This is a genomic window from Streptomyces sp. NPDC059398 (assembly GCF_042751845.1).
Classification (GTDB): Bacteria; Actinomycetota; Actinomycetes; order Streptomycetales; family Streptomycetaceae; genus Streptomyces.
The window spans coordinates 27,831-52,931 of record NZ_JBHYWP010000008.1; the positions used below are offsets into that span (position 1 = coordinate 27,831).

At 71.7% G+C, this 25,101-nt stretch carries 23 protein-coding genes and 1 pseudogene; 16 read left to right on the forward strand and 8 right to left on the reverse strand.

Translation table 11 applies throughout. The features are described from left to right. Positions 1-116: 116 nt before the first annotated feature. The 3 genes from ACFXBC_RS05105 (at position 117) to ACFXBC_RS05115 (ending at position 2,696) form a co-directional block, all read left to right on the forward strand. Positions 117-593, forward strand: coding sequence for a hypothetical protein (locus ACFXBC_RS05105; protein WP_385018826.1), 477 nt, complete (start codon positions 117-119; stop codon positions 591-593). A gap of 54 nt (positions 594-647) precedes the next feature. Next, the gene (locus tag ACFXBC_RS05110; RefSeq protein ID WP_385018828.1) at positions 648-2,144 is read left to right on the forward strand and encodes an alpha/beta hydrolase; all 1,497 of its coding nucleotides are present in this window, start codon (positions 648-650) and stop codon (positions 2,142-2,144) included. Between the two features lie 114 nt (positions 2,145-2,258). Next, the gene (locus ACFXBC_RS05115; protein WP_385018830.1) at positions 2,259-2,696 is read left to right on the forward strand and encodes a cytidine deaminase; all 438 of its coding nucleotides are present in this window, start codon (positions 2,259-2,261) and stop codon (positions 2,694-2,696) included. A 46-nt stretch (positions 2,697-2,742) separates the two neighbouring features. Here ACFXBC_RS05115 and ACFXBC_RS05120 read toward each other — a convergent pair whose 3' ends face one another. From ACFXBC_RS05120 to ACFXBC_RS05145, 6 genes are all read right to left on the reverse strand, one after another. Beyond that, entirely contained in the window at positions 2,743-3,210 is a 468-nt protein-coding gene (locus ACFXBC_RS05120; protein WP_385018832.1) for a hypothetical protein, read from the reverse strand. Between the two features lie 28 nt (positions 3,211-3,238). Then, on the reverse strand, positions 3,239-3,538 hold the full coding sequence (locus tag ACFXBC_RS05125) for a hypothetical protein (protein ID WP_385018834.1): 300 nt from the start codon (positions 3,536-3,538) through the stop codon (positions 3,239-3,241). Positions 3,539-3,632: 94 nt separating this feature from the next. After that, positions 3,633-6,482 (reverse strand): NHLP bacteriocin export ABC transporter permease/ATPase subunit, encoded by a 2,850-nt coding sequence (locus tag ACFXBC_RS05130; RefSeq protein ID WP_385018836.1) that lies wholly within the window; start codon positions 6,480-6,482, stop codon positions 3,633-3,635. A gap of 1 nt (position 6,483) precedes the next feature. After that, positions 6,484-8,808, reverse strand: a complete 2,325-nt coding sequence (locus ACFXBC_RS05135; protein WP_385018838.1) for an NHLP family bacteriocin export ABC transporter peptidase/permease/ATPase subunit — start codon at positions 8,806-8,808, stop codon at positions 6,484-6,486. Beyond that, positions 8,805-9,611, reverse strand: a complete 807-nt coding sequence (locus ACFXBC_RS05140; protein WP_385018840.1) for an HlyD family efflux transporter periplasmic adaptor subunit — start codon at positions 9,609-9,611, stop codon at positions 8,805-8,807. Before ACFXBC_RS05140 ends, ACFXBC_RS05135 begins: the two co-directional genes overlap by 4 nt. 156 nt (positions 9,612-9,767) lie before the next feature. After that, positions 9,768-9,983 (reverse strand): type A2 lantipeptide, encoded by a 216-nt coding sequence (locus ACFXBC_RS05145; protein WP_385018842.1) that lies wholly within the window; start codon positions 9,981-9,983, stop codon positions 9,768-9,770. A gap of 542 nt (positions 9,984-10,525) precedes the next feature. Here ACFXBC_RS05145 and ACFXBC_RS05150 point away from each other — a divergent pair. Beyond that, positions 10,526-11,353 (forward strand): serine protease, encoded by an 828-nt coding sequence (locus ACFXBC_RS05150; RefSeq protein ID WP_385018844.1) that lies wholly within the window; start codon positions 10,526-10,528, stop codon positions 11,351-11,353. Positions 11,354-11,428: 75 nt separating this feature from the next. Here the strand turns inward: ACFXBC_RS05150 and ACFXBC_RS05155 are convergent. Next, positions 11,429-12,307 (reverse strand): annotated as a pseudogene (locus tag ACFXBC_RS05155) (chitinase); the annotation flags it as partial. Positions 12,308-12,728: 421 nt separating this feature from the next. On the opposite strand from ACFXBC_RS05155, the gene ACFXBC_RS05160 reads away from it, so the two are divergent. The 12 genes from ACFXBC_RS05160 to ACFXBC_RS05215 all read left to right on the forward strand — a co-directional run bounded on the left by ACFXBC_RS05160 (position 12,729) and on the right by ACFXBC_RS05215 (position 23,374). Continuing rightward, a complete protein-coding gene (locus tag ACFXBC_RS05160) occupies positions 12,729-13,586 on the forward strand; it encodes a hypothetical protein (protein ID WP_385018846.1) in 858 nt (285 codons plus the stop codon). Further along, on the forward strand, positions 13,583-14,296 hold the full coding sequence (gene cpaB / locus ACFXBC_RS05165; protein WP_385018848.1) for a Flp pilus assembly protein CpaB: 714 nt from the start codon (positions 13,583-13,585) through the stop codon (positions 14,294-14,296). Before ACFXBC_RS05160 ends, cpaB begins: the two co-directional genes overlap by 4 nt. A gap of 48 nt (positions 14,297-14,344) precedes the next feature. Further along, the gene (locus ACFXBC_RS05170; RefSeq protein WP_385018850.1) at positions 14,345-15,955 is read left to right on the forward strand and encodes a CpaE family protein; all 1,611 of its coding nucleotides are present in this window, start codon (positions 14,345-14,347) and stop codon (positions 15,953-15,955) included. A 275-nt stretch (positions 15,956-16,230) separates the two neighbouring features. After that, complete coding sequence (locus ACFXBC_RS05175) at positions 16,231-16,620, forward strand: TadE/TadG family type IV pilus assembly protein (protein ID WP_385018852.1); 390 nt, start codon at positions 16,231-16,233, stop codon at positions 16,618-16,620. Then, entirely contained in the window at positions 16,617-17,954 is a 1,338-nt protein-coding gene (locus tag ACFXBC_RS05180; protein WP_385018854.1) for a CpaF family protein, read from the forward strand. The genes ACFXBC_RS05175 and ACFXBC_RS05180 overlap by 4 nt, the downstream gene beginning before the upstream one ends. 9 nt (positions 17,955-17,963) lie before the next feature. Continuing rightward, entirely contained in the window at positions 17,964-18,902 is a 939-nt protein-coding gene (locus ACFXBC_RS05185; RefSeq protein ID WP_385018856.1) for a type II secretion system F family protein, read from the forward strand. Positions 18,903-18,920: 18 nt separating this feature from the next. After that, on the forward strand, positions 18,921-19,811 hold the full coding sequence (locus tag ACFXBC_RS05190) for a DUF5936 domain-containing protein (protein WP_385018858.1): 891 nt from the start codon (positions 18,921-18,923) through the stop codon (positions 19,809-19,811). A 355-nt stretch (positions 19,812-20,166) separates the two neighbouring features. Beyond that, positions 20,167-20,394: a hypothetical protein gene (locus tag ACFXBC_RS05195; RefSeq protein ID WP_164262970.1), complete on the forward strand. Its 228-nt coding sequence runs from the start codon at positions 20,167-20,169 to the stop codon at positions 20,392-20,394. Between the two features lie 35 nt (positions 20,395-20,429). Next, positions 20,430-20,993, forward strand: coding sequence for a pilus assembly protein TadG-related protein (locus ACFXBC_RS05200; RefSeq protein ID WP_385018922.1), 564 nt, complete (start codon positions 20,430-20,432; stop codon positions 20,991-20,993). 19 nt (positions 20,994-21,012) lie between these two features. Next, positions 21,013-21,600 carry a hypothetical protein gene (locus ACFXBC_RS05205; RefSeq protein WP_385018860.1) on the forward strand — a complete coding sequence of 196 codons (588 nt, stop codon included), beginning with the start codon at positions 21,013-21,015 and terminating at the stop codon, positions 21,598-21,600. Between the two features lie 3 nt (positions 21,601-21,603). Then, positions 21,604-22,242: an OmpA family protein gene (locus ACFXBC_RS05210; protein WP_385018862.1), complete on the forward strand. Its 639-nt coding sequence runs from the start codon at positions 21,604-21,606 to the stop codon at positions 22,240-22,242. A 259-nt stretch (positions 22,243-22,501) separates the two neighbouring features. Next, positions 22,502-23,374 (forward strand): DMT family transporter, encoded by an 873-nt coding sequence (locus ACFXBC_RS05215; protein ID WP_385018864.1) that lies wholly within the window; start codon positions 22,502-22,504, stop codon positions 23,372-23,374. Positions 23,375-23,398: 24 nt separating this feature from the next. Here the strand turns inward: ACFXBC_RS05215 and ACFXBC_RS05220 are convergent, their stop codons facing one another. Then, positions 23,399-25,042, reverse strand: a complete 1,644-nt coding sequence (locus ACFXBC_RS05220) for a hypothetical protein (protein WP_385018866.1) — start codon at positions 25,040-25,042, stop codon at positions 23,399-23,401. Positions 25,043-25,101: the final 59 nt, after the last annotated feature.

The following is a 25,101-nucleotide window of genomic DNA, read 5'->3' on the forward strand; positions in this document are numbered from 1 at the left end:
AGGGTCATGTGGACAAGCATCGCCCACCCATGAGGGGCGACCCCGTTGTGGTTGTCACCAGTCATGCATGACAAATGGCATGGGCCCGAGCGGCGGACCGGTGCTGCAGTGGAGTCATGTTGCACGCGAAGAGGATCCATCTGCCGACCCAGGAGTACGAACTCACCGAGGACGGACGGGCGCTGACGACGTTCTCGCTGCACAGAGGCCGCACGGGCGCCCGTTTCACCCTGCACGGGTCCGACTATTCCGTCCGTACCCACCGGTTCAGCGGTGCCTTCGAACTGCTCGACGCCGGCGGGTCCGTCGTCGCGACCACGGACCGGGTGAGCCGGAGCTGGAGCATCACGTGCCGCGAGCGGGTCGTCCCGTTCCGCCGGACCGCGGTGGCCGACCGGGAGCACACCATGATCGGTGACGACGGCGAGCCCGCCGGGACGATCCGCCGCACCGGCCACGTCCACTCCGAGACGACCGCCGACCTGCCGGGTCTGGACCTCGTGCTCCAGGTCTTCGCGGTCGTCGTCGTACTGCTGCGCAGGCGGCGCAAGCGGACGGCGGCGGCCGTCCGGGCCACTTCCGCCGGAGGCTGACGCTCCGGCCCGGCGCGCCCCACCCACTGCCCTCTCGAAGTGAGGAGAACAACCATGCTCAGGATCTGGCTCGCGGCGCTCGCCGTGACGGTGGGCGCGGCGGCGGTGACCTCGTGCACATCGGGGTCTGCCACCACGGACACCTCGTCCCGGACGAAGGCCGCCGCGCCCTCCCCGTCGCCGCTGCGGTGGGGCGCGTGCCCCAGCCCGAAGGAGGCGTCCCTGCGGTGTGCGAAGCTCGCGGTGCCGCTCGACTACCAGCACCCCGACGGGCGGACGATCGACGTCGAGGTGTCCCGTCTGGCGAGCACGAAACCGGCCGAGAAGCGCGGCGTGCTCCTGCTCAACCCCGGCGGCCCCGCCCTGCCGGGGCTCGCCGTCCCCACGGTGATGAAGCTGCCCCAGAAGGTCCGCGACCGGTACGACGTGATCGGTTTCGACCCACGCGGAGTCGGCAAGAGCACCCCGCTGACCTGTGGATTCAACGCCGCTCAGGGCGGTGTGGCGGCCAACCCGCCCAACCCGGCCGGCGCGGCCGACGTGGCGAAGCAGGCCGTGACCGCGAAGAAGCTCGCAGCACAGTGCGCCGCGTCCAAGACCGCTGACCTGCTGCCGTACATCACCACAGCGAACACGGCGCGGGACATGGAGCGGATCCGGGCGGCACTGGGCGTACCGAAGATCTCGTACTACGGCGAGTCCTACGGCACCTACCTCGGAGCCGTGTACACCACCCTGTTCCCCCACCGAAGCGACCGCGTGGTCCTCGACAGCAGCCTGCCGCCCGAGGGCTACGACGTCGACGCACTGCGCAGCCAGGGCGCGGGCTTCGAGACCCGCTTCCCCGACTTCGCCAAGTTCGCCGCTGCCGGGTCCGGGCGCTACCACCTGGGCAGCACGCCCGCCGCGGTACGCGAGAAGTACTTCCGACTGGCCGCGAGCCTCGACCACAAGCCGGTCCAGGGGTACGACGGTACGACCTTCCGTGTCGTCACCGCGGCGATGATCCGTGCGGACAGCGACCTGGCCGGCCTCGCCACCACCTGGCACGACCTGGACACGAACCACCCGCTCCCGGGCGCCGGAGACACCACCAGCGGCGGCGGCGCGTACAGCGACAACTTCCCCGCGGCCTACCTCGGGGTGATCTGCGGCGACTCCCGCTGGCCGACCGCTCTCACGACCTATCAGCACAACGTCGCGGCCGACCGGGCCGACCACCCGATGTACGGGGCGTTCGCGGCCAACATCCGCCCGTGCGCCTTCTGGCGGGCTCCCAAGGAGCCGCAGGTGAAGATCACCGACCGGGGCCCTTCCGACGTCCTCATGGTGCAGAACCTCCGCGACCCGGCCACCCCGCTGTCCGGGGCACTGCGCACACGCCGGGCCCTCGGTGACCGTGCCCGGATGGTCACCGTCGACCAGGGCGGCCACGTGGTCTACCTGACGGGCTCGAACGCCTGCGGGAACGACGCGGTGACCGACTACCTGGCCACCGGGAAGCGGCCCGCGCACGACAAGAAGTGCGCCGCGCAGCTGGCCACCCCGTGACCATCGGGCGTCCACACCTTCCCGGCCTCTCCGTTCCGGTTGAGGTGAGGCCGGTGGGTGGCCGGGAACGGAAAAGGGTTTCAGCACGCCGCGGCGGCCTGACAGGATGCCACGATGAAACTCGACCAGGCCCTGGTGGACGCCGCGATCGCGCAGATGGACCGCCGCTGGCCGGGGCGCGAGGAAGCGGGGGCGGCCGCCGTCTACCTCGATGACGGCCGGATCCTTACCAGTGTCTGCTTCGACAACCTCAACGCGGGTGTGACGCTCTGCCACGAGGTCGGGGCGTACTGCCAGGCGTACACGCTGGACCGCAGAGTCACCGCGTCGGTGTGCGTCAACCGGATCGCCGGCCGGCTCACCGTACTGACCCCGTGCGGGATCTGTCAGGAGCGGCTGGCCCTGTGGGGGCCGGGCGTCGAGGTGGCGGTCCCCGCCCCGGGTGAGCCCGGTGGCTGGCAGGCCCGCACCCTCGCCGAGGTCAACCCCTACTACTGGGGACGCGAGTTCGCCGGGGGAGCCTGGCCGTCGGCCGAGGTGCATACGGAGTGACGCCGGGCGCCCGGATGCGTCATGGCATGGGCAGGCCGCAGGCGGATCACACGGTGACGCGCTTGCCGGACATGAACTCCGCGAGGTCCGAGACGGACAGGACGCGGATGCTCTGCTCCGCCTGGGGCAGGGCATCGCGGTAGGCCACGAGATCGCGTACGTCCGAGGTCACGACCACGCTGCTGACGTGGCGGGCGGCGATGACCATGGCGAGGGCGTCCACCGCGTCGGGGCGTTTCTCGGCGGGGATGGCGGCGTGCGTGAGCAGTTGCCCGGCGCGTTTCGCGTCGCTTTCCAGATGCCCCACGTCGCAGGGGCCGCACCCCGCGACCCGGGCCTCCCGGGTGCCGAAGACCGTGCACTGGGGTACGCACCGGCTCAGCGGGGTCCAGCGTCCCGGCCGCCAGACCTGGGCGAGCACGGGGAGGGGTACCACGGGCGGGTGGTCCAGCCGGGCCAGCGCCTGGTGAAAGGTGTGTGCCGTGCGGTCCTGGTGGTCGAGCGCGATGAGCATGCTGCGGCGTAGACGAACGCCGGGTGGCTCATGCCGCCTCTTCCGGCGAGGGCGCGAGAGCGTGGGCGATGCCCGCGAGCGCTGCTGTGATCTCGGCCTCGTCGACTTCGGTCTCCGCGCCCTCGGGAGCGGGCAGGGCCTCGGTGGCGGCGATCTCCGCGTCGACCGCCGCGAAGCGGCGGGCGATGACGGCGTCCTCCTGCATCTGCTTCTGTACGGCGAGGGTCACATACCGCGTCACATCCAGCTCTGCCGCCTGTGCGTGCTCCTTGAGGGAGGCCTTGAGGTCGGGGTCCATGCTGATGCTGAAGCGTTCCTTGGGCGCCATGGCAGGAGCGTAGCTCTGCGTGTTACGACACGTCCTCCATGACCGTCGCGGCTCCCACGGGGCTACTTCGACGCAGGTACGGGCCCCTACGCAGCTACACCATCTGCCGTCGCACCAGCTCATGCAGATGGCCCTCCGTGTCCATGAGGAGTTCGGACGGGGGGCCCTGCTGGACGATGTGGCCGTCCGCCATGACGACGACCCGGTCCGCGTCCAGGACTGTGGACAGGCGGTGTGCGATGACGACGCGGGTCGCGTTCAGTGCGCGGGTGCTCTCGGTGACGGTGCGCTGGGTCTCGTTGTCCAGGGCGCTCGTGGCCTCGTCGAAGAAGAGGATGCGCGGGCGCCGGATCAGCGCCTGCGCGATCATCAGGCGCTGGCGCTGGCCGCCCGAGACGGCGCCGCCGCCCGCGATCATCGTGTGCAGGCCCATCGGCATCCGCCTGATGTCCTCCGCGAGTCCCGCCATCTCCGCCGCCTCCCACGCCTCCTCCTGCGTGAACACCTCGGCGCCGCAGATGCAGTCCATGATCGAACCGGTCAGCGGCTGCGCGTTCTGCAGTACCACCCCGCACTGCCGGCGCACCGCCGCCTGGTCGAGTGCCGCGAGGTCCTGGCCGTCGTACAGGACACTGCCCGCGGCCGGGCGGTCGAAGCCGATGAGGAGACGCAGCAGTGTCGACTTGCCGCAGCCGCTCGGGCCGACGACCGCCACGAACTCACCCGGCCGGACGGAGAGCGAGACGTCGTCGAGGACGAGCGGGCCGTCGTCCGTGTACCGGAAGGAGACTCCGCGCGCCTCGATCTCCCCGGTCAGGAGGCCGGGCCGGGTGCTGGCCGCGCGTACCTCGGGCACCTCGTCGAGGACCGGCTTGATCTGTTCGAACATGGGCAGGACCGCCGCCGCCGAGAGCGCCGCCCCGGTGAGCTGGGTGACCGAGGTGAGCAGCATCGTCACGGCGGTGCTGAAGGTGAGGAAGTCACCCGCCGACATACTGCCCCGCGCCGGGCCCGCGAGCAGGATGAACATCACCAGGGAACAGAGCGGCAGATAGACGGAGTTGAGGACCGTGGTCAGGTTCTTGACGCGTCCGGCGCGCCGCTGGAGCTCCCGGCTGCGCGCGAACTCCCCGGCCCACGCGGCGTACGCGAAGCTCTCCGCGCCCGCGACGCGCAGCTTCGGCAGGCCCCGCAGGGTCTGGAACGCCTGGTTGTTCAGCTTGTTGGAGAGCACCACGATCCGCCGCTGCCAGCGCAGCTCCCACAGCCCGAGGGCGAGGAAGACCGCCGCGATCACCGCCAGCATGCCGAGGGCGGTCAGGGCGAGGGGCACGCTGTAGCAGAGCAGCAGGACGAGGTTCATCACGCCGACCGTGCCCGCCTGCACCACCAGCGGGCCCACCCCCGACAGGAGCCGGCGGATCGCGCTGATGCCCATCGCCGCACTGGCCAGCTCGCCCGTGGAGCGCGAGGCGAAGAAGCGCGTCGGCAGCCGCAGCAGCCGGTCCCACACGGCCGGTTGCAGGGCGCCCTCGATCCGGCCCTCCATCCGCAGGACGGTCAGATTCTGCAGCAGCATGAACGCGGCCGACACAATGCTCGTCACCATCACCGCCAGCGCCACCTGGACGATCAGGTCCGACTCGGCGTTCGGCACATAGTCGCCGAGCACCCGCCCGGTCGCCACCGGCACCAGGGCGCTGATCGCGACCGTCACCAGGCCGGCCCCGAGCAGACGGCGCACATCGCGGCCCGTGCCGTGCGCGCTGAACCGCAGCAGCCGCAGCGGGCCGAGCGGCCGGTCGGGCAGCGGCCGGTACAGCATCACGGCCCGCGGTTCGAACTCGTCCGCGTTGGCCTCACCGATCCGGATGCGCCGTCCGCCACCGTGGTGCACGGCCTCGTATCCGCCGCGCCGCCACAGCAGCGCGACCGGGGCGCCGGACGCGGCCCGGTACCCGACCAGCGGCCCCGTGTTCTCGCGCCACCAGCGGCCGTCCAGCCGGACGGTGCGGCTGCGGATCCGCGAGGCGAGCGCGAACTGCTCGACCGGATCGGCCCGTTCACCCGGGGCGGCGCCCGGTGCGGGTCCGTTGAGCGGGATACCGGCCGCCTCCGCGACCAGCCTGCACGCGCCGTACGCCGCGTCGTCGGCGCCGGTGGCGGGTGTGCGCCGCCGGCCCTCCCCGGGCGCGCGGCCGATGGAGGCGATCAGGGTCCGGTCGGCGTTCTCGCGTACGGTCTCGCCCGCCCTGATACCGGCCGCCGTACGGGTCTCGTGCGCGCTCTCCACCCGCTCGATCCAGCGGTCGAGGGCCGAGAGCAGCCGGAACTGCTGGTTGACCATGCGCTGCCACATCGCCCCGTCGACCAGCAGGTCACCGGCCGCGTCCGCGCTGTACGACGCCCCGTACTGCACACTGCCCGGCATGACAGGCAGCCACAGGATGTCGTCGTCGCCCACGGTGTCGTCGCCGGCGGTCCTGCCGTCGAGCGGGGCCTCGAACAGCACCCGCTGGCTGCGGCCCACGCCCAGCGCGAAGGCGTGCTCCAGGAGGCTCAGGGCCGAGTCCTGGGTGTCGTAACGGCTGAGGTACTGCTGGTCGTACGCCCATGAGCCGTCACCCGGGCTCCGCAGTTCCCGCAGCGCGATGCGGCGCAGCGCACAGCCGCGCAGCGGCCGCCCCACCAGGGTGTGCTGGGTGCCGTCGACCGGACCGAGCAGCAGTGTCCCGGCGTCGAGCCGGCCCAGGAAGTGCCAGTGCCCCTGCGCGGCCGTGTCCACCGCGAACAGGTCGAGCGCGCCCCCGACGACGAGCCACAGGACCTGCGGGCCTTCGAGCGGCAGGCTGCGCAGCCCGGTGCAGTCCACCGGCCCGCCCAGTGCGCCGAACGCGGCGGTCACCTGGTCGCCCGTGGCGCTCTCCTGGTGTGTGTACGTCACGTCAGTGCTCCCTGACCAGTTCGGCGTACGGCCCTCCGGCGGCCACCAGCTCCTCGTGGCGGCCGCGCTCCACGACCCGGCCGTGGTCGAGCACCACGATCTCGTCGCTGTCGCGGACCGTGCTGAGGCGGTGGGCGATCACCACACAGGCGCAGCCGCGGCGCCGCAGATTGTCGATGATGAGGTGCTCGGTCTCGGCGTCCAGGGCGCTGGTCACCTCGTCGAGCACGAGGATGCTCGGCCGCCTTACCAGGGCCCGCGCGATTTCGAGCCGCTGGCGCTGCCCGCCGGAGAAGTTCCGTCCGTCCTGCTCGACCCGGGCGTGGAGGGCGCCGGGCCTGCGGGCCACGACGTCGTACAGCGCGGCGTCCCTGAGCGCGTCGGCGACCGCCTCGTCGGGGACCGAGGGGTCCCACAGGGCGACGTTGTCACGGACCGTTCCCTCGAAGAGGAAGACGTCCTGGTCGACGAAGGACACGGACGCCGTCAGCGCGCCACGGGGGATCTCGTCGATGCGCTGCCCGTCGATGCGGATCGTGCCCTCCCACGGGCTGTACAGCCCGGAGATCAGCCGCGACACCGTCGACTTGCCGCTGCCCGAACCGCCCACCAGGGCCACCTGCTGCCCGGGGCCCACGGCCAGCGAGAAGCCCGTCAGGAGCGGGGCGTCGAGCGGGCTGTAGCCGAAGGTGATGCCGTCCAGCGTGACGTGCCCCTTGAGACGGCGCGTACTCGTGTCCGTGCCAGGCTGGGCCGTACTGGGGCGGGCCGTACCGGGGCGGGGCGTACCGGCGCCGTCGGAACCCGCGCCGTCAGTACGGCCGGCGCCGGTACGGGTGTACAGGGGGTCAGCGGGAAAGCTCTCGACGTCCTTCAGCCGTGTCACATCGGCCGCGAAGTCCTGGATACGGCCCGCGACACCGTTGAGCCGGGTGATCGGCGCGGTGAAGCGGACCATGAGCGCCTGGAACGCGACCAGGAGCCCCACCGAGAGATGCCCCTCGACCGCGCGCAGACCGCCGATCCACAGGATCAGCGCGCTGTTCAGCGTCGCCAGGGCCGGCGCCACGACGCCCAGCCACGCGCTCGGCACCCCGAGCCGCTGCTGCTCGTCGAGGGTGGTGGCGTGCTGCCCGGCCCAGCGCCGGAAGTAGCCGTCCTCGCCGCCCGTCGCCTTCATCGTCTCGATCAGCTGGAGGCCGGTGTACGCGGTGTTGGTGAGCCGGGCCGTGTCCGCGCGCAGTTTCTGCGTACGGGTGGCGCGCAGCCGGACCACGATGCGCATCGCGACGACGTTGCCGAGTGCGATGCCGACCCCGACGAGCGTCAGCTGGGGGTCGTACGTCCAGAGCAGCGCCGCGTACAGCAGCACCACCACACCGTCGACCCCGGCGGCGGTCAGATCGCGGGCGAGTGTCTCGGCGACGGCGTCGTTCGACTGGAGCCGCTGCACCAGGTCGGCCGGGCTGCGCTGTGCGAAGAACGTCACGGGCAGCCGCAGCAGATGGCCGAGGAAGCGGGCGCTGCTGAGCGTCGACGCGATGACCCGCCCGCGCAGCAGGTTCGCCTGCTGGAGCCAGGTGAGGACGGCGGTGAGCCCCACCATCGTGGCCATCGAAGCGAACAGCGCGCCGAGCAGCGAGGTCTGGCCACCGATCAGGAACATGTCGATGTAGGTGCGGCTGAGCGCGGGCAGCGCCGCACCGGTCGCGACCAGCAGCAGGCTGGCGAGGAGCGCGGCGAGCATCGTGCCCGTGGTGCCGCGCAGCCGTCCGGGCAGCGCGCTCAGGACGCCGGGCCTGCGGCCGCCGCCGCGGAAGCCGTCGCCCGGTTCGAGGACGAGGACCACCCCGGTGAAGCTGGTGTCGAACTCCTCGGCGGGTACGAACCTGCGGCCCTTGTCCGGGTCGTTGATGTGCACACCGCGCCGCCCGAAGCGTCGGCCCATGCCGTCGTAGACGACGTAGTGGTTGAACTCCCAGAAGAGGATCGCGGGCGCTTCGACCTCGGCCAGCGCCGCCGGCTCCATCTGCATGCCCCTGGCCGTCATCCCGTAACGGCGCGCCGCCTTCAGGAGGTTGCTGGCCCGGGAGCCGTCGCGCGAGACACCGCAGGCGATGCGCAGCTCTTCGAGCGGGACATGGCGGCCGTGGTGGGCGAGGACCATCGCCAGGGACGCGGCGCCGCACTCGACGGCCTCCATCTGGAGCACGGTGGGGGTACGGACCGTCCGGCGGCGGCGCCGGGGCCCGGGTGCGGGGCGCGCCCTGCGGCGGCCGTGGCCGGCCGGTGGCAGCCGCTGCTGCGGGGCGGGGGATGAGCTCAAGGAAGCAGCCAATCGATCGGGCGCTGCTCGGCGAGGTGTACGGAGGCGGATGCCGGGGTCATGGAGTCCAGGGCGTACGGCGGACCGCCCGCGGACGACCAGGCGTATCCCGACTTCGTGGCGGCCGATGTGACGAGCCGTACGAGGACCGCGACCGCCGAGCCGCTCTTCGTGAACTGTGCGGCCAGCTCCTTGTCGCCGATGAAGGCGGCTATCCGCTGCGGGGTCTGCGCACCGCGCCCCACCGTCTGGACACGGCCGCGCAGCAGCCCGTACTGCTGGGAGGGGGCCGACTGGACGGTGAGGTCGACGTCCGCGCCGACCGGCACGGTCGCCGCGCGGTCCGCCGGTACGTACACCACGGCGAGCAGGGGGTCCTTGGTGCTCCGGGTCTTCTCCACGGTGGCGACATCGGCGCCGGTGGTGACGACGGCGCCGGTCCCGGCGGTGAGTGCGGTGACCCGTCCGGCGTCGATGGTGCGGACGAGCCGGTCGCCCCGGTCGGTACGGACCTTGAGGACCGGTGCGCCCGCGGCCAGGCGCTGTCCCTCCCTGGCGAGCACGTCCGTGACCTGGCCGGTGACCGGGCTCTGGAGGACATCACTGCCCTGCGCATGCGTCAGGATGCCGGGCGCCCGGAGCGTCGACGACACCGATCCGGCCACCGCCCATACGGATGCGGCGGCCATCACGACCACCGTCACCACCAGGACGAGCAGCCCCTGCGGCCTGGCGAGACGCACGGGGAGGTCGAGCTCCTCGGGCGACTGCAGCTTGGACAGGGCCTGTTGGCGGAACTGCACGGCGTTCTTCCCCGTTCTTCCCCGTTCTTCCCCGTTCTTCCCCGTGTGCTTCCCTGCTTCCCCGACGCGGTCGCGGGCGCTGCGGTGCGCCGCGCCGGAGCGCCGTCGGGCCCCGGAACCCTGGGGAAGGTTCCGGGGCCCGTGCGGAGCCGTGGATCAGGCGCCGGCGATGAGGCCGGTGACGGCGCCGGTGTTGACACCGGTCAGGCCCTCGACCGTGCCGGTGGCACCGGCGATGACGCCGGAGACCGGGGCGACGGAGTCGGCCGTGCCGGTCACGGTGCTGACGAGGCCGCCGACGAGACCGCCGGAGACGTTGTCGAGGTCGGCGTCGGAGATTTCGAGGGTCTCAACCTGGGGAGCGTTGTTCATGATGTGAGCGGCCCTTCTCTTGGTAATGCGAGCGGGCGGGAATCAGTGGTGCAACTCCCGCGGTGCGGAGGATCAAAGCACGATCACGGCGTACGCATCCACTCGGAAGCCCCCCGGTCAGGGGCTGTGTGAACGGGGAATTGGGGCCGGGTGCAGGCCCGGTCACCTGGCCGGGACATCGCCTTCACGTCATCCCCAGGTCCGTCCGCGCGAAAGCGCGGTGAATTTCAGCAAATTGGACACGTCCGAATTCATGTCCAAGGCCGGCTCATACAGGTGTGCCTGTTCTCGGAACACCGTGACCGGCCTGCGTATTCGGTGTGCAGATTCACTGGAGGCACTCCCCGGGCGGGCCGCGCCGTACCGCGGGGGCGGCTCCGTTCCCGCTCCGTACGCGGGTGTGCGGCGGGTGTGCGACAGGGTGTGGCGGCGGTGCGGCCACCGGTGTGTCCGGGCGGGGTGCCCTTCCCCGCCCGCCCCTCTTGCGTTAAGAATGCGCATGTCAAACCGGAAGAACTTCGGTCACAGAGGGGACCCCCCACATGAAGAAGCCTCTCGTCGGCGCACTGCTCGCCCTTTTTCTCACGGGCGCGGCAGCGACACCCGCGGTGGCGGCCACCGGCCACCCCACGGCCAAGGCGGCCGACTTCGCCGGAACGGTGGCGCTGAGCAACTGCTCGGGCTCCGTCGTCCGCGTGCCGGACTCCCAGCCGGGCGATCCCGCGCTGGTGCTCTCCAACGGCCACTGCCTGGAGACCGGCTTCCCGGCTGCCGGTGAGGTCATCACCGACCAGCCGTCCAGCCGTACCTTCTCGCTGCTGAACGCGGCGGGGAGCTCGGTCGCCACGCTCAAGGCGAGCAAGGTGGCGTACGCGACGATGACCGACACGGACGTCTCGCTGTACCAGCTCAGCTCCACGTACGCGCAGATACAGAGCAAGTACGGGATCTCCGCGCTGGAACTCAACGCCGCCCACCCGGCGAAGGGGACCGCGATCAGTGTGGTCTCCGGGTACTGGAAGAAGATCTACAGCTGCAACGTGGACGGTTTCGTCTACCGCCTCAAGGAGGGTGACTGGACCTGGAAGGACTCGCTCCGCTACACCTCGGCCTGCGACACGATCGGCGGTACATCGGGATCGCCGGTGGTCGACACCGCGACCGGCAAGGTCGTCGCCGTCAACAACACGGGCAATGAGGACGGCGAGCGCTGCACGGACAACAACCCGTGCGAGGTGGACGAGAACGGCAACGTCACCATCCACAAGGGCATCAACTACGCCGAGGAGACGTACGGGATCGTGCCGTGCGTCGGAGCCGGCAGCAAGATCGACCTGAGCCGCTCGGGCTGCGCCCTGCCGAAGCCGTAGCGGCCGGCGGCACCGGAACATGCGGCAGCGCCGCCGGGGGAGCGGCGGCGCTGCCGTGCTGGGGGCCTGCTGTGGTTACAGGCTGTGGACGTGCGGTCCGACCGCGCTGGACCAGGCGTTGCCCGCCGTGGCGTCCCAGTTGGTGGACCAGGCCATCGCGCCACGCAGTCCGGGGTAGGTCTTCGAGGGCTTGAAGGAGCCGCAGCTGCTGCCCTTGGTGAGGCAGTCGAGCGCGTCGTTGACGACGCTCGGTGCGACATAGCCGCTGCCCGCCGCGCTCGACGAAGCGGGGACCCCGATGCCGACCTGTGAGGGGTCGAGTCCGCCCTCCAGCTGGATGCAGGCGAGCGCGGTGAGGAAGTCCACCGTGCCCTGCGAGTAGACCTTGCCGTCGCAGCCGAGCATGGAACCGCTGTTGTAGTACTGCATATTGACGACGGTCAGGATGTCCTTGATGGCGAGCGCCGTCTTGAAGTACTCGGCCGACGTCGACTGCATGTCGATGGTCTGCGGTGCCATGGTGATGACCAGGCCCGAACCGGCCTTCGCGGAGAGCGACTTGAGCGCCTGGGACATATAGGTGGAGTTGACGCCGTTCTCCAGGTCGATGTCGACCCCGTTGAAGCCGTACTCCTGCATCAGCGCGTAGACGGAGTTGGCGAAGTTGTCCGCCGACGCCGAGTCGCTCACCGAGACCGTGCCGTTCTGGCCGCCGATGGAGATGACGACGGACTTGCCCGCCGCCTGCTCGGTCTTGATGTCGGCCTTGAACTGGTCGGGCGTGTAGCCGCCGAGCCCGGCGGAGTCCAGGTTGAAGGTGACGGCGCCCGGCGAGCTCCCGGTGTCGGCGAAGGCGACCGCGATGATGTCGTAGTCCTTCGGTACGTCGGTGAGCTTCTGCACGGCAGCGCCGTTGTCGAAGTTCTGCCAGTAGCCGGTGACCGCGTGGGCGGGCGGTGCGGCGGTGGCGGTTCTGGCCGCCGCGGCCGGGTGGGCCGCCGGTGCGGGGTGGTCGGCGGCCTGGGCCGTCGTCCCGGCGAAGGAGAGGGCCGCGGCGGCCAGGGCGGCTACGGCCCCGCCCAGCCAGGAGCGGGTGGAGCGTCGGGATGTCACGTACGGCCTCCAGGAGTGGGGGGTGGGGGCTGGGATACGGAACGGTGGCCACCGCTGAATGCGACCAAGCTGGTCCAGACCAATTGCAATGTCAAGGGATCTGTCCGCACGAGGGCATCTTCTCCACCGTTTCTCCGCCTTCGGGCGCCGTCGGCCCGCCCGCCAAGATCCAATGAATTCCGGTCAGTTGTGGTTCTTCCGGCGGGTCCCCTGGATACAGTGCTGATGCAGGAGCAGCCCGCTGTGAACGGGGGACCACGACGTGCCGACCGCGATAGCTGTCACCAGCGGCGATCTCGTGCTGCCGCCGTCCGACCGGCACACCCCGCTCGCCGCCGTGCTCCAGCCGCCCGCCGCCCAGTCGTTCGAAGCCTCCATCACGGAACTGCACGCCCTCCTCGAACAGCACGGCTACGTCGTCGTCCCGTACGCCGCCGCACTCCCCGCGCCGTACGTCCAGCGGCTGCACGCCGTCCGCTCGGTCCTGGAGAGCGACCGCATCGCGCTGCTCCCCGTCGACCTGCCGCCGCTCGGTGTCGCCGTACTCGCCCGGCAGCTGCGACAGCTCTCCGTCTGCGACTTCAGCCCCGGAGTCCTTGCGTCGGCCGCCCGGCTGCTCGCCCACTACATCTACGCGGGCGCCCTGCTGCCGACCGTCACCCGGCTCGACCACGTACCGGTGTCGCTGACCGCGCACGCCAAGTCCTGGATGCCGGGCTCGCAGTTCGCCGTGCTCGCCTCGCCCGTACCGCAGCTGACCAAGGTGACCGGGGCCGAACCCGGGCTGCTCGACGGGCCGTCGTTCGCGACCCGGCTGCTCGTCGCCAGGGGGCAGCTCCAGTCCGACTGGGTGACCTCGGTGCTCGCCCCGGACTGGCAGGTCCAGGGCCATCTGGAGACCGCCCTGCCCGCCGACTCGTCGGGCTGGTGGGCCACCCCCCGGCTGGTGGAGTTCGCCGCGGCCATCCCCGAGCTGTCCGTCCTCCACCAGCTGGTCTCCTCCGTACGCCGTGAGCTCTGCCACTGGTGCGGGCTCGAACTCATAGGGGACCGCTGCGGGTTCTGCTCCGCACCCTTCGCGGACCCGCACGCCCCGTCCGAGAGGTTGCCCGCCCAGTGAACTCCCGCCAGCGCCGCGGCGTCGTCCTGCTGATCCTGTCGGCCCTCTGCGCCGTCGCCGCGGTCATCGGCGTGCTCGCGGTCATCCGCGACGTGAACGCGAAGGTCGGCCCCGAGGTCACCGCGTACCGCGTCCGCAGCGACATAGCCCCGTACAAGCAGCTCACCGCGGGCGACTTCGAGGAGACCCGGATGCCGCGGAAGTGGCTCTCGGGCAACGCGGTGACCGACCTGGCCCAGGTGCGCGGCAAGATCGCCGTCACCCGGCTGCGCAAGGGCTCGCTGCTGCAGACCGACATGATCGTGGCGCAGCCCGAACTCACCGCGGGCGAGCAGGAGATCGCCATCATGATCGACGCGTCCACCGGGGTTGCGGGCAAGATCACGCCGGGCGCCGGCGTCAACATCTACGCGACGTTCAAGGGCGACGACAAGGGCACCCCGGACACCTCCAAGGTCATCGTCTCGGACGCACGCGTCGTGGACGTCGGCAAGCTCACCCCCCTCGACCCGGACCAGAACGAGAGCGACCGCTCGCGGCAGGCCACCGACGCCGTCCCGATCACCTTCGCCCTCAAGACGCTGGACGCCCAGCGTGTGGCGTACGCCGAGTCGTTCGCGACCCATGTCCGGCTGGCGCTCGTCGCGCCCGGCGGCGGCGCCGACGTCCCGCAGCGCGACCGTACCTACACCCTCGACGGCGACAAGTGAGGGCCCGATGCGACAGGTGAGGGCCCAGATGCGACAGGTGAGGGACAGATGACGACTCGCATCCTCCCCGTGGCCGGTGACGCGGACGCGGCGCGCGCGGTGATCACCCTGCTCAGCCAGCTCCCCGACGCGGAACCCTTCCCGCCGGTCGCCGACTCGACCTCGCTGCTCGACCTGCTCGCCCGGCTGGCCGCCGAATCGCTCGACGAACTGCCCGAGGTCGTCCTGGTCCACGAACGGATCGGCCCGGCCCCGGCCCTGGAGCTGATCAGGGAGGTCGCGCTGCGCTTCCCCGCGGTCGGCGTCGTCCTCATCACCGCCGACATCAGCCCGCTCCTCTACACCTCCGCGATGGACGCGGGCGCCCGCGGTCTCATCGGGCTGCCGCTCGGCTACGAGGAGCTGGCGGCCCGGGTGCAGAACGCGGCCTCCTGGTCCACCGGCGTACGCCGCCACCTCGGCGCAGGCCCCGACCGGGCCGCAGGTCCCGGCGGCACGGTCGTCACGGTCACCGGGGCCAAGGGCGGCGTCGGCGCCACCGTCACCGCGGTCCAACTCGCCCTGGCCGCACAGGCGTCCGGCAGGTCGGTCGCCCTGGTCGACCTCGACCTCCAGTCCGGTGACGTCGCCTCCTTTCTCGACGTGCAGTTCCGCCGGTCCATCGCCGATCTCGCGGGCATCGCCGACATCTCGCCCCGGGTCATCCAGGACGCGGTGTACGCACACCCGACCGGGCTCGGGCTGCTCCTCGCGCCCGGCGACGGCGAGCGGGGTGAGGAGGTCACCGACCGGGTCGCCCGGCAGGCGATCAGCGCGCTGCGCGGCCGGTACGAGGTCGTGGTCGTGGACTGCGGAACCCAGCTGACCGGCGCCAACGCGGCCGCCGTCGAAATGGCCGACCACGCCCTGCTCCTGGTCACCCCGGACGTGGTGGCCGTCCGGGCCGCCAAGCGGATGGTGCGGATGTGGGACCGGCTCCAGGTCCGTAAGGCGGAGGAGACGCTCACCGTCGTCAACCGGGCCACCCGGAGCGCCGAGATCCAGCCGCCGCTGGTCGAGCGCATCACCGGTACGAAGGCGGCCCGCACCGCGGTCCCCGCCCACTTCAAGGAGCTCCAGGCCGCGGTGGACGCGGGCCGGATGCAGGACCTGGACAGCCGCTCCACGGTCAAGCAGGCGATGTGGTCTCTGGCCGGTGAACTCGGCCTGGTGAAGACGCAGACCTCGGCCTCCCACGGCAGGGGCGGCCGCACCGGCCTGCTGCGCGTCCGCGGCACCCGCCTGGACAGCGACCGGGGCTCGGCCCTGGTCGAGTTCGCCGGGATGGCCCCGCTGATCGCCTTCGTCCTGGTGGCGATGTGGCAGTGCGTCCTGTGGGGCTACACGTTCTCGCTCGCGGGCAACGCGGCGGACGAGGCGGCGCGGGCGGCCACGGCCTCGTACGCGGTGGACGGCACGACGGCGGGCTGCCGAGATGCGGGCCTGAAACGGCTGCCGGCCAACTGGCGGGGGGCGGCGAAGGTCGACTGCGGCGCGTCGGGAAACCTGATGAAGGCCACCGTCCATCTGCGTACCCCGGTCCTCTTCCCCGGGGCCGGGAACTTCCCCTGGCCGGTGGACGGGAGCGCGGGGGCGGCGCTGGAGGGGGACGGGAGATGAGGCGGCGCGTCCTTGCGGGGGCTCCGCCGCGGACCCTGGTCCTCGGTCTCCCCCGGACTTCGACCGGGGGGACCCGCAGGACGGGCTCATTCCTGGCGCGGGTGTGCTGGAAACGCCAGGCTGGGGGATCAAGCCGACGTCGGGGAAATCCAGCCCGTCCGGCGTTTGAGGGCCGGGGGCCCGGGGGCGGAGCCCCCGAAACCCGCACCATCCGCCGCACGCGCACCCGTCTCCGTCGGGACGACCGCGGCACCGCCATCCTCGAATTCACCGGCATGCTCCCGATCCTCCTCCTCATCGGCATGGCAGCCATCCAGCTCGGCATCGTCGGCTACACCGCCAACCAGGCAGGCACCGCGGCCCGCGCCGCAGCCCGTACCGAGGCCCTGGAGCCCGGCACCGGCGCCGCCGCCGGACGCGACGCCGTGTCCGGCTGGCTCCAGGGCAACACCCGCATCGCGGTCGGCGGCGGCGACACCATCAGCGCGACCGCCACCGTCACCGTCCCCTCCGTCCTGCCGGGCATCCACCTCTTCGGCCCGGTCCACCGCACCGTCACCATGCCGAACGACACCACGGCCGCGGGCGCCACAGCCCGGGACTCCACAGCCCGGGACTCCACAGCCCGGAACTTCACAGCCCAGAGCGACAGGGAGGCACCATGAGCCTGCGCGCCCGTATCGCCGCCCCCGAGGAGCACGGCGGCGGCCGGGAGGACGGCCACCAGGTCGCCGTCTACCGGGCCAAGCTCCTGGAGGAGATCGACCTCGCCGAGATGTCCTCGCTGGCCGCCGCCGACCGGCGCGCCAGGCTGGAGCGGGTACTCGGCCACATCATCAGCCGCGAGGGCCCGGTGCTCTCCACCGCCGAACGCTCCCAGCTGATCCGCCGGGTCGTGGACGAGGCCCTCGGTCTCGGCGTACTGGAACCGCTCCTGGAAGACGCGTCCATCACCGAGATCATGGTCAACGGCCCCGACGCGATCTTCGTCGAGCGGGCCGGACGCGTCGAGCAGCTGCCGATGCGCTTCGCCTCGACCGAGCAGCTGATGCAGACCATCGAGCGCATCGTGTCGACCGTCAACCGCCGGGTCGACGAGTCCAATCCGATGGTCGACGCCCGGCTGCCCTCGGGCGAGCGTGTCAACGTCATCATCCCGCCGCTCTCCCTGACCGGCCCCACCCTCACCATCCGCCGCTTCCCCCGTGCGTACCGGCTCCAGGAGCTGATCGCGCTCGGCACCCTGGACGAGCAGATGCTGCTGCTCCTCTCCGCGTTCGTCAGGGCCCGCTTCAACGTGATCGTCTCCGGCGGCACCGGCTCCGGGAAGACCACCCTCCTCAACGCGCTCTCCGGCCTCATCCCGGACCACGAACGCATCATCACCGTCGAGGACGCGGCCGAACTCCAGCTCCAGCAGGCCCATGTCGTACGCCTGGAGACCCGGCCGGCCAACGTCGAGGGCAACGGCCGGATCACCATCCGCGACCTGGTCCGCAACTCGCTGCGGATGCGCCCCGACCGGATCATCGTCGGCGAGGTGCGCGGCGGCGAGACGCTCGACATGCTCCAGGCGATGTCCACCGGGCACGACGGCTCGCTCGCCACCGTGCACTCCAACAGCGCCGAGGACGCGCTGATGCGGCTCCAGACCCTGGGGTCGATGTCCGAGGTGGAGATCCCCTTCGAGGCGCTGCGCGACCAGATCAACAGCGCGGTCGACGTCATCGTCCAGCTCACCCGGCACGCCGACGGCTCCCGCCGGATCAGCGAGATGTCCCTGCTGGTCAGCCATGGGCGGGAGAGCTTCCGGATCGCCCCGGTCGCCCGGTTCCGGGCGGAGCCGATGAACGCGGACCGGGTCGTGCACGGCCGGTTCGAGCACCTGCCGCTGCCACGCCGGATCGCGGAGCGGCTGTACCTCGCGAACGAGGCGGTCCCGCCCGCGTTCGGCGTGGTGGAAGACGTCGACCCGCTCCACACGAGAGAGGCGAGGTAGGGCAGCACCATGACCGACACCGCTCTGCTGGCGCTCGGCGGCACGCTGCTCTGCGGTGTGCTCGCCGTCACCGGCATCCATCTGTACGCCAGGGGGAGGGCCCAGCGCGAAGCCCTGGTCGACCGGCTCTCGTACAGCGGGCCGCGCCCCGAGGGGCTGCGCGTCCGCCGCTTCGGCGGGGTCGACCGCAGGCTCCGCGGAACGGCCTTCGGCAAGCGGCTCCAGCTGCGGCTCGCCGCGACCGGACTCGACCTGACGGCGGGCGAGTTCACCGTGTACGTCCTCGGGGGCGTCGCCGCACTCTGGCTGATCGCGTCCGCCGCGCTGGCCCCCTTCTTCGGGCCGGTCGCGGGCCTGGTCGCCCTCTGGGCGGGCCACACCTTCCTCAACTGGCAGCGCCAGAAGCGCATCGAGGCGTTCATCAACCAGCTCCCCGAACTGTCCCGGATCCTGGCCAACGCGACCGCCGCCGGGCTCGCGCTCCGTACCGCGCTGGGCATGGCGGCGGAGGAGCTGGAGGCCCCGGCGGGCGAGGAGCTGGCCACGGTCACCGCCCAGCTGGCCCTCGGCAGGTCCATCGACGAGACCCTGGGCGAGCTGGCCACCCGGCTGCCCTCACGGGAACTGGTCGTGCTCGTCACCACGCTCGTCCTCTCCAACCGCGCGGGCGGCACGGTCGTCGGCAGCCTGCGCAACCTCACCGAGACGCTGGAGGAGCGCAAGGAGACCCGGCGCGAGGTCGTCACGATGCTCTCCGAGGTCAACGCCACCGCGTACACCCTGCCACTGCTCGGCCTGGGCGCCATGATCATGCTCAACTCGATGGACTCCGGCTCGCTGGCCCGGATGACCGGCCACCCGCTCGGCCAGGCGGCCGTGCTCGTCGCACTCGGCCTGTACGCCGTCGGGTTCATCGGCATGCGACGCCTCGGCAAGATCGAAGTCTGAGGGGACGGGAGAACAGCCATGGTGGGACTGGTCCTCGCCCTCGCGCTCGGCGCGGCCGTCGCCGGGATCTTCCAGGGCGTGCGGATGTACCGCTCCGAAGTGAAGATCCCCAGCGATCTCGCCGTCGCACTCGAAGTGGGCGCAACGCGGGTGGGCGGCGCCGAGGGGGCGGTCGACCGGGCGGGGATGCGCTTCGCGCCCGCCGTGCTCAGGGCGATGGGCCCCCGGGCGGTGGAGCGCAAACGCCGCAGGATCGACGCGGCGGGCAACCCCGGCGGCCTGACCGTCGACCGCTATGCGGCCCGCCGCGCGGTGTACGGCATCTTCGGCGGCCTCGCCGGGCTCGCACTGCTCACCAACGGCAGCTGGATCTTCGCCGTCTTCGCCTTCGCCTACGGGGCGTTCGCCGCCGACGCGACGATCTGGCAGGCCATCCGCAGACGCAAGGACATCATCGAGCGGACCCTGCCCGACTTCCTCGACGTCCTCGCGGTGGTCGTCAGCGCGGGTCTGGGGTTCCGGCAGGCACTGGAGCGGGTCGCCGAGAAGTACGAGGGGCCCTGGGCCGACGAACTGCGCATCACCCTGCGCCAGATGGACATGGGCGTCAGCCGCCGCCAGGCCTTCGACGAGCTGCGCAGACGTAACGAGTCCGAGCAGGTCTCACAGTTCGTGAGCGCGCTCCAGCAGGGCGAGGAGCTGGGCGCGCCCATCGCGGAGACGCTGATACAGATCGCCAACGACATGCGCCGCACCGACGCGCAGAACTCCCGCCGCCGGGCGGCGAAGGCGATCCCGCAGGCCACGGTGGTCACACTGATCACGATGGTCCCGGCGACGCTCATCCTGATCGTCACCAATATGTTCCTGGGCTCCACCACCGACTTCGGCTCGCTCTTCGGGAACTGAGCGATGACACCCCTGATGTGTGCCCTGATGCCGGTGGTGACACGGAGGGTGGGTTCCGGCCACTTTCTGTCAGCCGCTTCGGGGCCGCACCCCTTTGTGCCACGCTCTCCCCAGGGATATGACTTCGGGCCGAGTCCGAGGGAGGCGCAGGCCATGCACCGCACCGCCTCCGGCATGAGTGCCGCTCCGACCGAACCAGCACCAACAGCCCTTTCGCGCGAGCGACATGGCTGGTTACGTCCGCGTGGGAGCCCGGCAGGCCTGGCTGAAACCCTGCGCGGTGAGGGGAGGCGGGGCACCGGGCACGGCAGCCCCGCCGCAGAGACGGAGTCGTACGTTCCCGAAGGGGCAGAGCATGGCGAAGGACATCACGCTGAAGGCGTATCTGGCGCTCGGCACCTGGCGCGACACGGTGGTCTCGCGGATGCGCCGGCGCGCGGGCGACAGCGGCGCGAGCATCGTGGAGTACGGCGGGCTGCTGGTGATCGTGGCGCTGATCGTGGTGGCGGTGCGGGGGCTCGGGCTGCAGAACATCATCTCGAAGGCGATCGGTACCGCGGTGAACTCCATCACCGGCGGCTGAGACCGTCCCGTGCCGAGTGCGACCGGGGTCAGACCATCCTCATCTATGTCGTCGTGGTGGGCGGGCTGCTCTTCCTGGCCTTCGCCTATTTCGCCTTCGCCCAGGCCGCCGTGGCCCGCAACGGTGCCCAGTCGGCCGCCGACGCCGCGGCTCTGGCCGCGGCCCAGGACGTACGGGACCAGATGGCCGACGGGCTGACCGGCTCGCTCGGGCAGAAGGACGCCTGGGCGGGCTGGCTGCTCGGCGACCACCCGGTCGCCGGTACGGGGAGCGCGGCGGCGGCCCGGCTCGCGGGCGACAACGACGCCACCCTCGACGCTCTGGTGCCGACCACGGTCAAGGGGTATCCCGCTTTCGAGGCGACGATCACCACCCGGTTCACCGTCGGCAAGTCCGTCATCCCCGGTACGGAGGGCAGGCATGCCAAGGCCCACGCCGTCGCGATGATCGAGCCGCGCTGCTCGGTCGCGTCGTCCGACGACCCGAAGACGGTCGCGTTCGACTGTGACGGCCGGCACTGGGAGATCGACCCCAAGAAGCCCGACCCGACCGAACTGCCCCAGCCGAAGGACCTGTTCGCTGTTCACCTGGCCGAGTGAGGATGAGTAGGAAATGAGCATGCGGCGCACCTTGAAGGCCCGCACGTTGCTGGCCGCTGTGGCAGTCACAGCGGGCCTGGCTCTCACCGTGGCGGGCTGCGGAAGCGACGGCGGAGGCAAGGACAAGGGGAGTACGTCCTCCCCTGCGGCCGGTGCGAAGCCGAGCGGCGACCCGGCACAGCAGTCCCCGGCCGCGTCGGCCGACAAGGTCCTCGCCCAGGTCAAGGGCGGCTCCGACATCACCCTGACCATCACGTCCGCCGTACGCGACACCGGGGGCTTCCTCACCGTCAGCGGAACGGTGAAGAACGGGGGCGGCAAGTACTGGCTCGAACCCAGCTGGGCGGGGGACGAGAAGGAACTGGCCGCCAACTCCACGTCGATGGCCGGGGCCGCGCTGGTCGACCAGGCAGGCAAGAAGAAGTACCTCATTCTGCGGGACACCGACGGGCGCTGCCTCTGCACCAAGTTCAGCGGCGGGATCCAGGCGGACGAGGAGAAGCCGTTCTACGCCCAGTTCCCCGCCCCGCCCGCCAGCACCAAGTCCGTCGAGTTCCAGATCGCCGACATGCCCCCGGCCACCATCGACATCTCCGACGGGCAGTGAGCCATGAGACGACCCCGCCGCCCCGCGGCCACCCTCGCCGCCGCCCTCCTGCTCACCGGGCTGACCGTCACCGGGGCGCGGGCCGCCGGGCCCAGCCCCGGCGCGCCACCGGACAGTACGACGTCCTCACCGCCGCCCGCCATCGAGCCGGCCGCCCCCGGGCTGCGGCTCGGTGACGGGGCGACGCTCGCCGCCTCCCATGTCCTGGACATCAAGTCCGTCGTCGAGGACCTGGGCGGCGAGGAGCGCCGTGAGGACACCAACGCCGATGTGACGTTCGCGCTCCAGGCCGAAGTCCTCTTCGCCAAGGACAGCTCCAAGCTCAACCCCGAGGCCCACGCCCGTATCAAGGCCATCGCCGACGAGGTGCTGGCCCAGCACGCCACCAAGGTCCGGGTCTTCGGGTTCACCGACGACCTCGGGTCCTACCAGCACGGCAAGGTCCTCTCCAAACGGCGGGCCGACGCCGTACAGCAGGAGCTGGCCACGTCGCTCGGCTCCGACGTCACGTTCGATATCCGCGGCTACAGCGAGGACTACCCGATCGCCTCCAACGCCACCGAGGAAGGCCGTACGAAGAACCGCCGCGTCGAGATCTCCTTCCCTCGCGGCGAGAAGCCCGGGTCGGGCGCGACCTCGTAGAGCCCCCCGGGACGGCGGCACCCCGTACGGCAGCACTCCCGGACCCGGAACCGGCAACCGGATTCGCTGGTGGCCGAATTCGATTGCCAGGTAAGCCCGTGGGCGGGCACTGTGGCGCGCACCCTCCGGACGCGGGGGAGGGGGCCGGCGCCTACGGGGGTGGGGCCGGGCCCCGCGCCTCACCCGCGCCGGGACGGTGGCGGCGCGGCCGGAGCGGGCGGGTCCCCGTTTCGTATACCCCGCCCTTCATCATGGACCGGTGATCAGTGTTCTCTTCGCCGTGCTCACCGCGCTCAGCAACGGCGCCGCATCCGTCTTCCAGCGCCGTGCCGCCGCGAAGGTGCCCGACGCCGAGACGATGCATGTCTCGCTCTTCGGCCATCTGATCCGCCAGCGGGTGTGGCTGGCCGGGGTCGGTCTGGTGATCGTCGCGGCCGTCTGCCAGGCCGTCGCCCTGGCCACCGGGCCCATCGCCGTGGTGCAGCCGATCTTCGTCATCGAACTGCCCGCCACACTGCTGCTCGCCGGTCACCTTCTGCGCGTACGGCTGCCCCGCACCGTCTGGTACGGCGTGGCCGCGGTGACCCTCGGCCTCGCACTCGGGATGGCGACGGCGGCTCCGGGCGGCGGTGGCGAGACCGTCGAGGGCCTGGTGTGGATCCCGGCACTGGTCCTGACCGGGATCTTCGAGGTGGTCCTCATCGGTGCGGCCCTCAAGACCCGCGGCAACTCCCGCGGGGCCCTCCTCGGCCTCGCCGCCGCCTGTGGCTACGCCCTCACCGCCGCCCTGATGAAGGACGCCGTGGCGCGGCTCGGCGAGGGTGACGGGCGGATCCAGCTGCTGACGGCCTGGCAGCTCTACGGCACGGCGGCGGCCGGCGTGGGCGCGCTCTTCCTGCTGCAGAACGCCCTCCAGGCGGGCACCCTGGTCGCGGTCCAGCCGATGCTGACGCTCGGGGACGCGCTCATCAGCATCCTGTACGGCGTGACCCTGTTCGGCGAGAGCCTGCGGACCGGCTGGTGGCTGGTGCCGGAGCTGGGCGCGCTCGCCCTGGTCGCCCTCGGCTGTGTGGAGCTGGCCCGCTCCCCGCTGGCCTCGGGCAACACCGGCCGGCCGCCCAGGGTGAAGTGAACGGCCGGCCGGGCCCGGTGGACGTTACGCCGTGCACTCCACCCGGACCGCGGACACCGCGTGGTGGGCGTTGTCCCGGGACGAGCTGCTCCAGTCGTCCCCCCGGTCGTGGAGCTTGACGGTCAGCAGCCCCTTGGAGACCTTGTACGTGGAGGCGCCGACCCACTGCCCCCGGTGGCTCACCTGCGTGATCGTGAAGCTGCCCAGCTGGGTGTCGTTCCCCGTCGTCCCGTCGTGGACGGTGTAGTACGAGGGCTGCCCGCCCACATGGCGGGCCACGCTGTCGTTCGGGATGTAGACGCTCACCTTGCAGCTCCCCGACGTCACCTTCCCGGTGCGGAAGACCCAGATCACGCTGTTGCCGGAGTCCTTGGAGCTGCTCCCGGACATCGGCATCGAACGGTAGCGGCCCGTGCAGCCGCCGGACGCGTACGAGCCGTCGTGGGTCGTCCACCCCTCCTGGTCGTCGCTGTACGCACCGCGCTCCTCGTATGTGACGGAGCTGCTGGAACAGTGCGGGCCGCCGACCGCGGAGAAGAGCATGGCCGAATTGACCTTGGAGCCATGGCTGGCGGTGCCGTTGCCGCTGCTTCCGCTGCTGCCGTCGCCGCTGCTGTCGGATGAGGAGCCGGGGCCGGACTTCTTGTCGCCCTGTCCCTTCTCCGTCCCGGTGTCCTTGCCGTCGCTCTGCTGACCGTCCTTCTTGCCGTCGGCGGGCTTCTCGCCGGGTCCGCTCACACTGTCCGCGGACGCGGCCTCCGTGATCGGGGGCGCGCCCAGACCGCCCGTCGAGCCCGAGCGCTTCGAACCCCCGGGCAGCGCGGGCCTCCTGGTGGCGTCCGCGCCCGGGACGAATCCGTCGGCGCCCTGACCCGGGTCGGTGTAACCAGCGGCGGCGTTCCGGGAGTTGTGCTTGGGGCCGTCGCCGCCCGTGGCGGAGGCGACGACGAAGGGGAGCGACAGCAGTACGACACCGCCGATGGCGGCAGCGGCGACCATCGGCCGGGACACCTTGCCGGGGGCCCCGGGCCCGCCGCCCTCCACGTCGCTGCCCCCGGGGCCGTTGCCCGCGCTGCCGCCGACGGCGGTCGCGGTAGCGGTGCCTGCCGTGCCGGGCGCGGCATCGGTGGCCGATGAGGTGCGGGTACGGGTGAGACTCGCCAGGGCGGCGACCAGCGCGGGGCGCTTGCGCGGTGCGGCGGTGGCGCCCCGGCCCAAGTCGGCCTGGGGAGCTGCGCCTTCCGCCGGTTCCGTGGCCGGCGCCGCCGCGGGCCGCTCCCCGGCGGGCTGCTCCGTCGCGGCGGGCTCCTCCGCGGTGGTCTGTCCTGCGGGCTCCGTCTCGGGTCCGCCCGCGGGGGCGACCCCGGGGCCCGCGCTCTGCGTGGCGGTCGCGGGGCTGCCGGCCTGGGATGCGGCGGGTATCTCGGCGCCTATGACCCCGCTGACGGCCGACGACGTGACACGGCGCGGTGCGCCGGAGCCGGACTCCGTGACCGGGGGCTTCGCCGCGCCCCGCACCGAGCCGTCCGCCGAACCCTTCTCCGCGCCACCGGCCGGCTCCGGCGCGGCCTCCGCGGCCTCCGCGGCCTCCGCGGTCTCCGCGGTCCCCTCCGGTGTCTCCGCAGCAGCGGACACCTCGCTGTCCGAACCGGGTTCCGTGCTCGCCATGGCCGCCTCGCCTCTCCTGCTTCTCGTGCTGCTCGTGTGCGTCCGTCGTGCGCGTCGCT

Coding starts and splice junctions, on each gene's coding strand:
- ACFXBC_RS05145 (WP_385018842.1), bottom strand. CDS start 9,983: ATGAACAACGCTCCCCAGGTTGAGACCCTCGAAATCTCCGACGCCGAC.
- ACFXBC_RS05180 (WP_385018854.1), top strand. CDS start 16,617: ATGAGCCTGCGCGCCCGTATCGCCGCCCCCGAGGAGCACGGCGGCGGC.
- ACFXBC_RS05220 (WP_385018866.1), bottom strand. CDS start 25,042: ATGGCGAGCACGGAACCCGGTTCGGACAGCGAGGTGTCCGCTGCTGCG.
- ACFXBC_RS05205 (WP_385018860.1), top strand. CDS start 21,013: ATGCGGCGCACCTTGAAGGCCCGCACGTTGCTGGCCGCTGTGGCAGTC.
- ACFXBC_RS05190 (WP_385018858.1), top strand. CDS start 18,921: ATGGTGGGACTGGTCCTCGCCCTCGCGCTCGGCGCGGCCGTCGCCGGG.
- ACFXBC_RS05105 (WP_385018826.1), top strand. CDS start 117: ATGTTGCACGCGAAGAGGATCCATCTGCCGACCCAGGAGTACGAACTC.
- ACFXBC_RS05125 (WP_385018834.1), bottom strand. CDS start 3,538: ATGGCGCCCAAGGAACGCTTCAGCATCAGCATGGACCCCGACCTCAAG.
- ACFXBC_RS05210 (WP_385018862.1), top strand. CDS start 21,604: ATGAGACGACCCCGCCGCCCCGCGGCCACCCTCGCCGCCGCCCTCCTG.
- ACFXBC_RS05170 (WP_385018850.1), top strand. CDS start 14,345: ATGACGACTCGCATCCTCCCCGTGGCCGGTGACGCGGACGCGGCGCGC.
- ACFXBC_RS05115 (WP_385018830.1), top strand. CDS start 2,259: ATGAAACTCGACCAGGCCCTGGTGGACGCCGCGATCGCGCAGATGGAC.
- ACFXBC_RS05195 (WP_164262970.1), top strand. CDS start 20,167: ATGGCGAAGGACATCACGCTGAAGGCGTATCTGGCGCTCGGCACCTGG.
- ACFXBC_RS05120 (WP_385018832.1), bottom strand. CDS start 3,210: ATGCTCATCGCGCTCGACCACCAGGACCGCACGGCACACACCTTTCAC.
- ACFXBC_RS05150 (WP_385018844.1), top strand. CDS start 10,526: ATGAAGAAGCCTCTCGTCGGCGCACTGCTCGCCCTTTTTCTCACGGGC.
- ACFXBC_RS05110 (WP_385018828.1), top strand. CDS start 648: ATGCTCAGGATCTGGCTCGCGGCGCTCGCCGTGACGGTGGGCGCGGCG.
- ACFXBC_RS05175 (WP_385018852.1), top strand. CDS start 16,231: ATGCTCCCGATCCTCCTCCTCATCGGCATGGCAGCCATCCAGCTCGGC.
- ACFXBC_RS05185 (WP_385018856.1), top strand. CDS start 17,964: ATGACCGACACCGCTCTGCTGGCGCTCGGCGGCACGCTGCTCTGCGGT.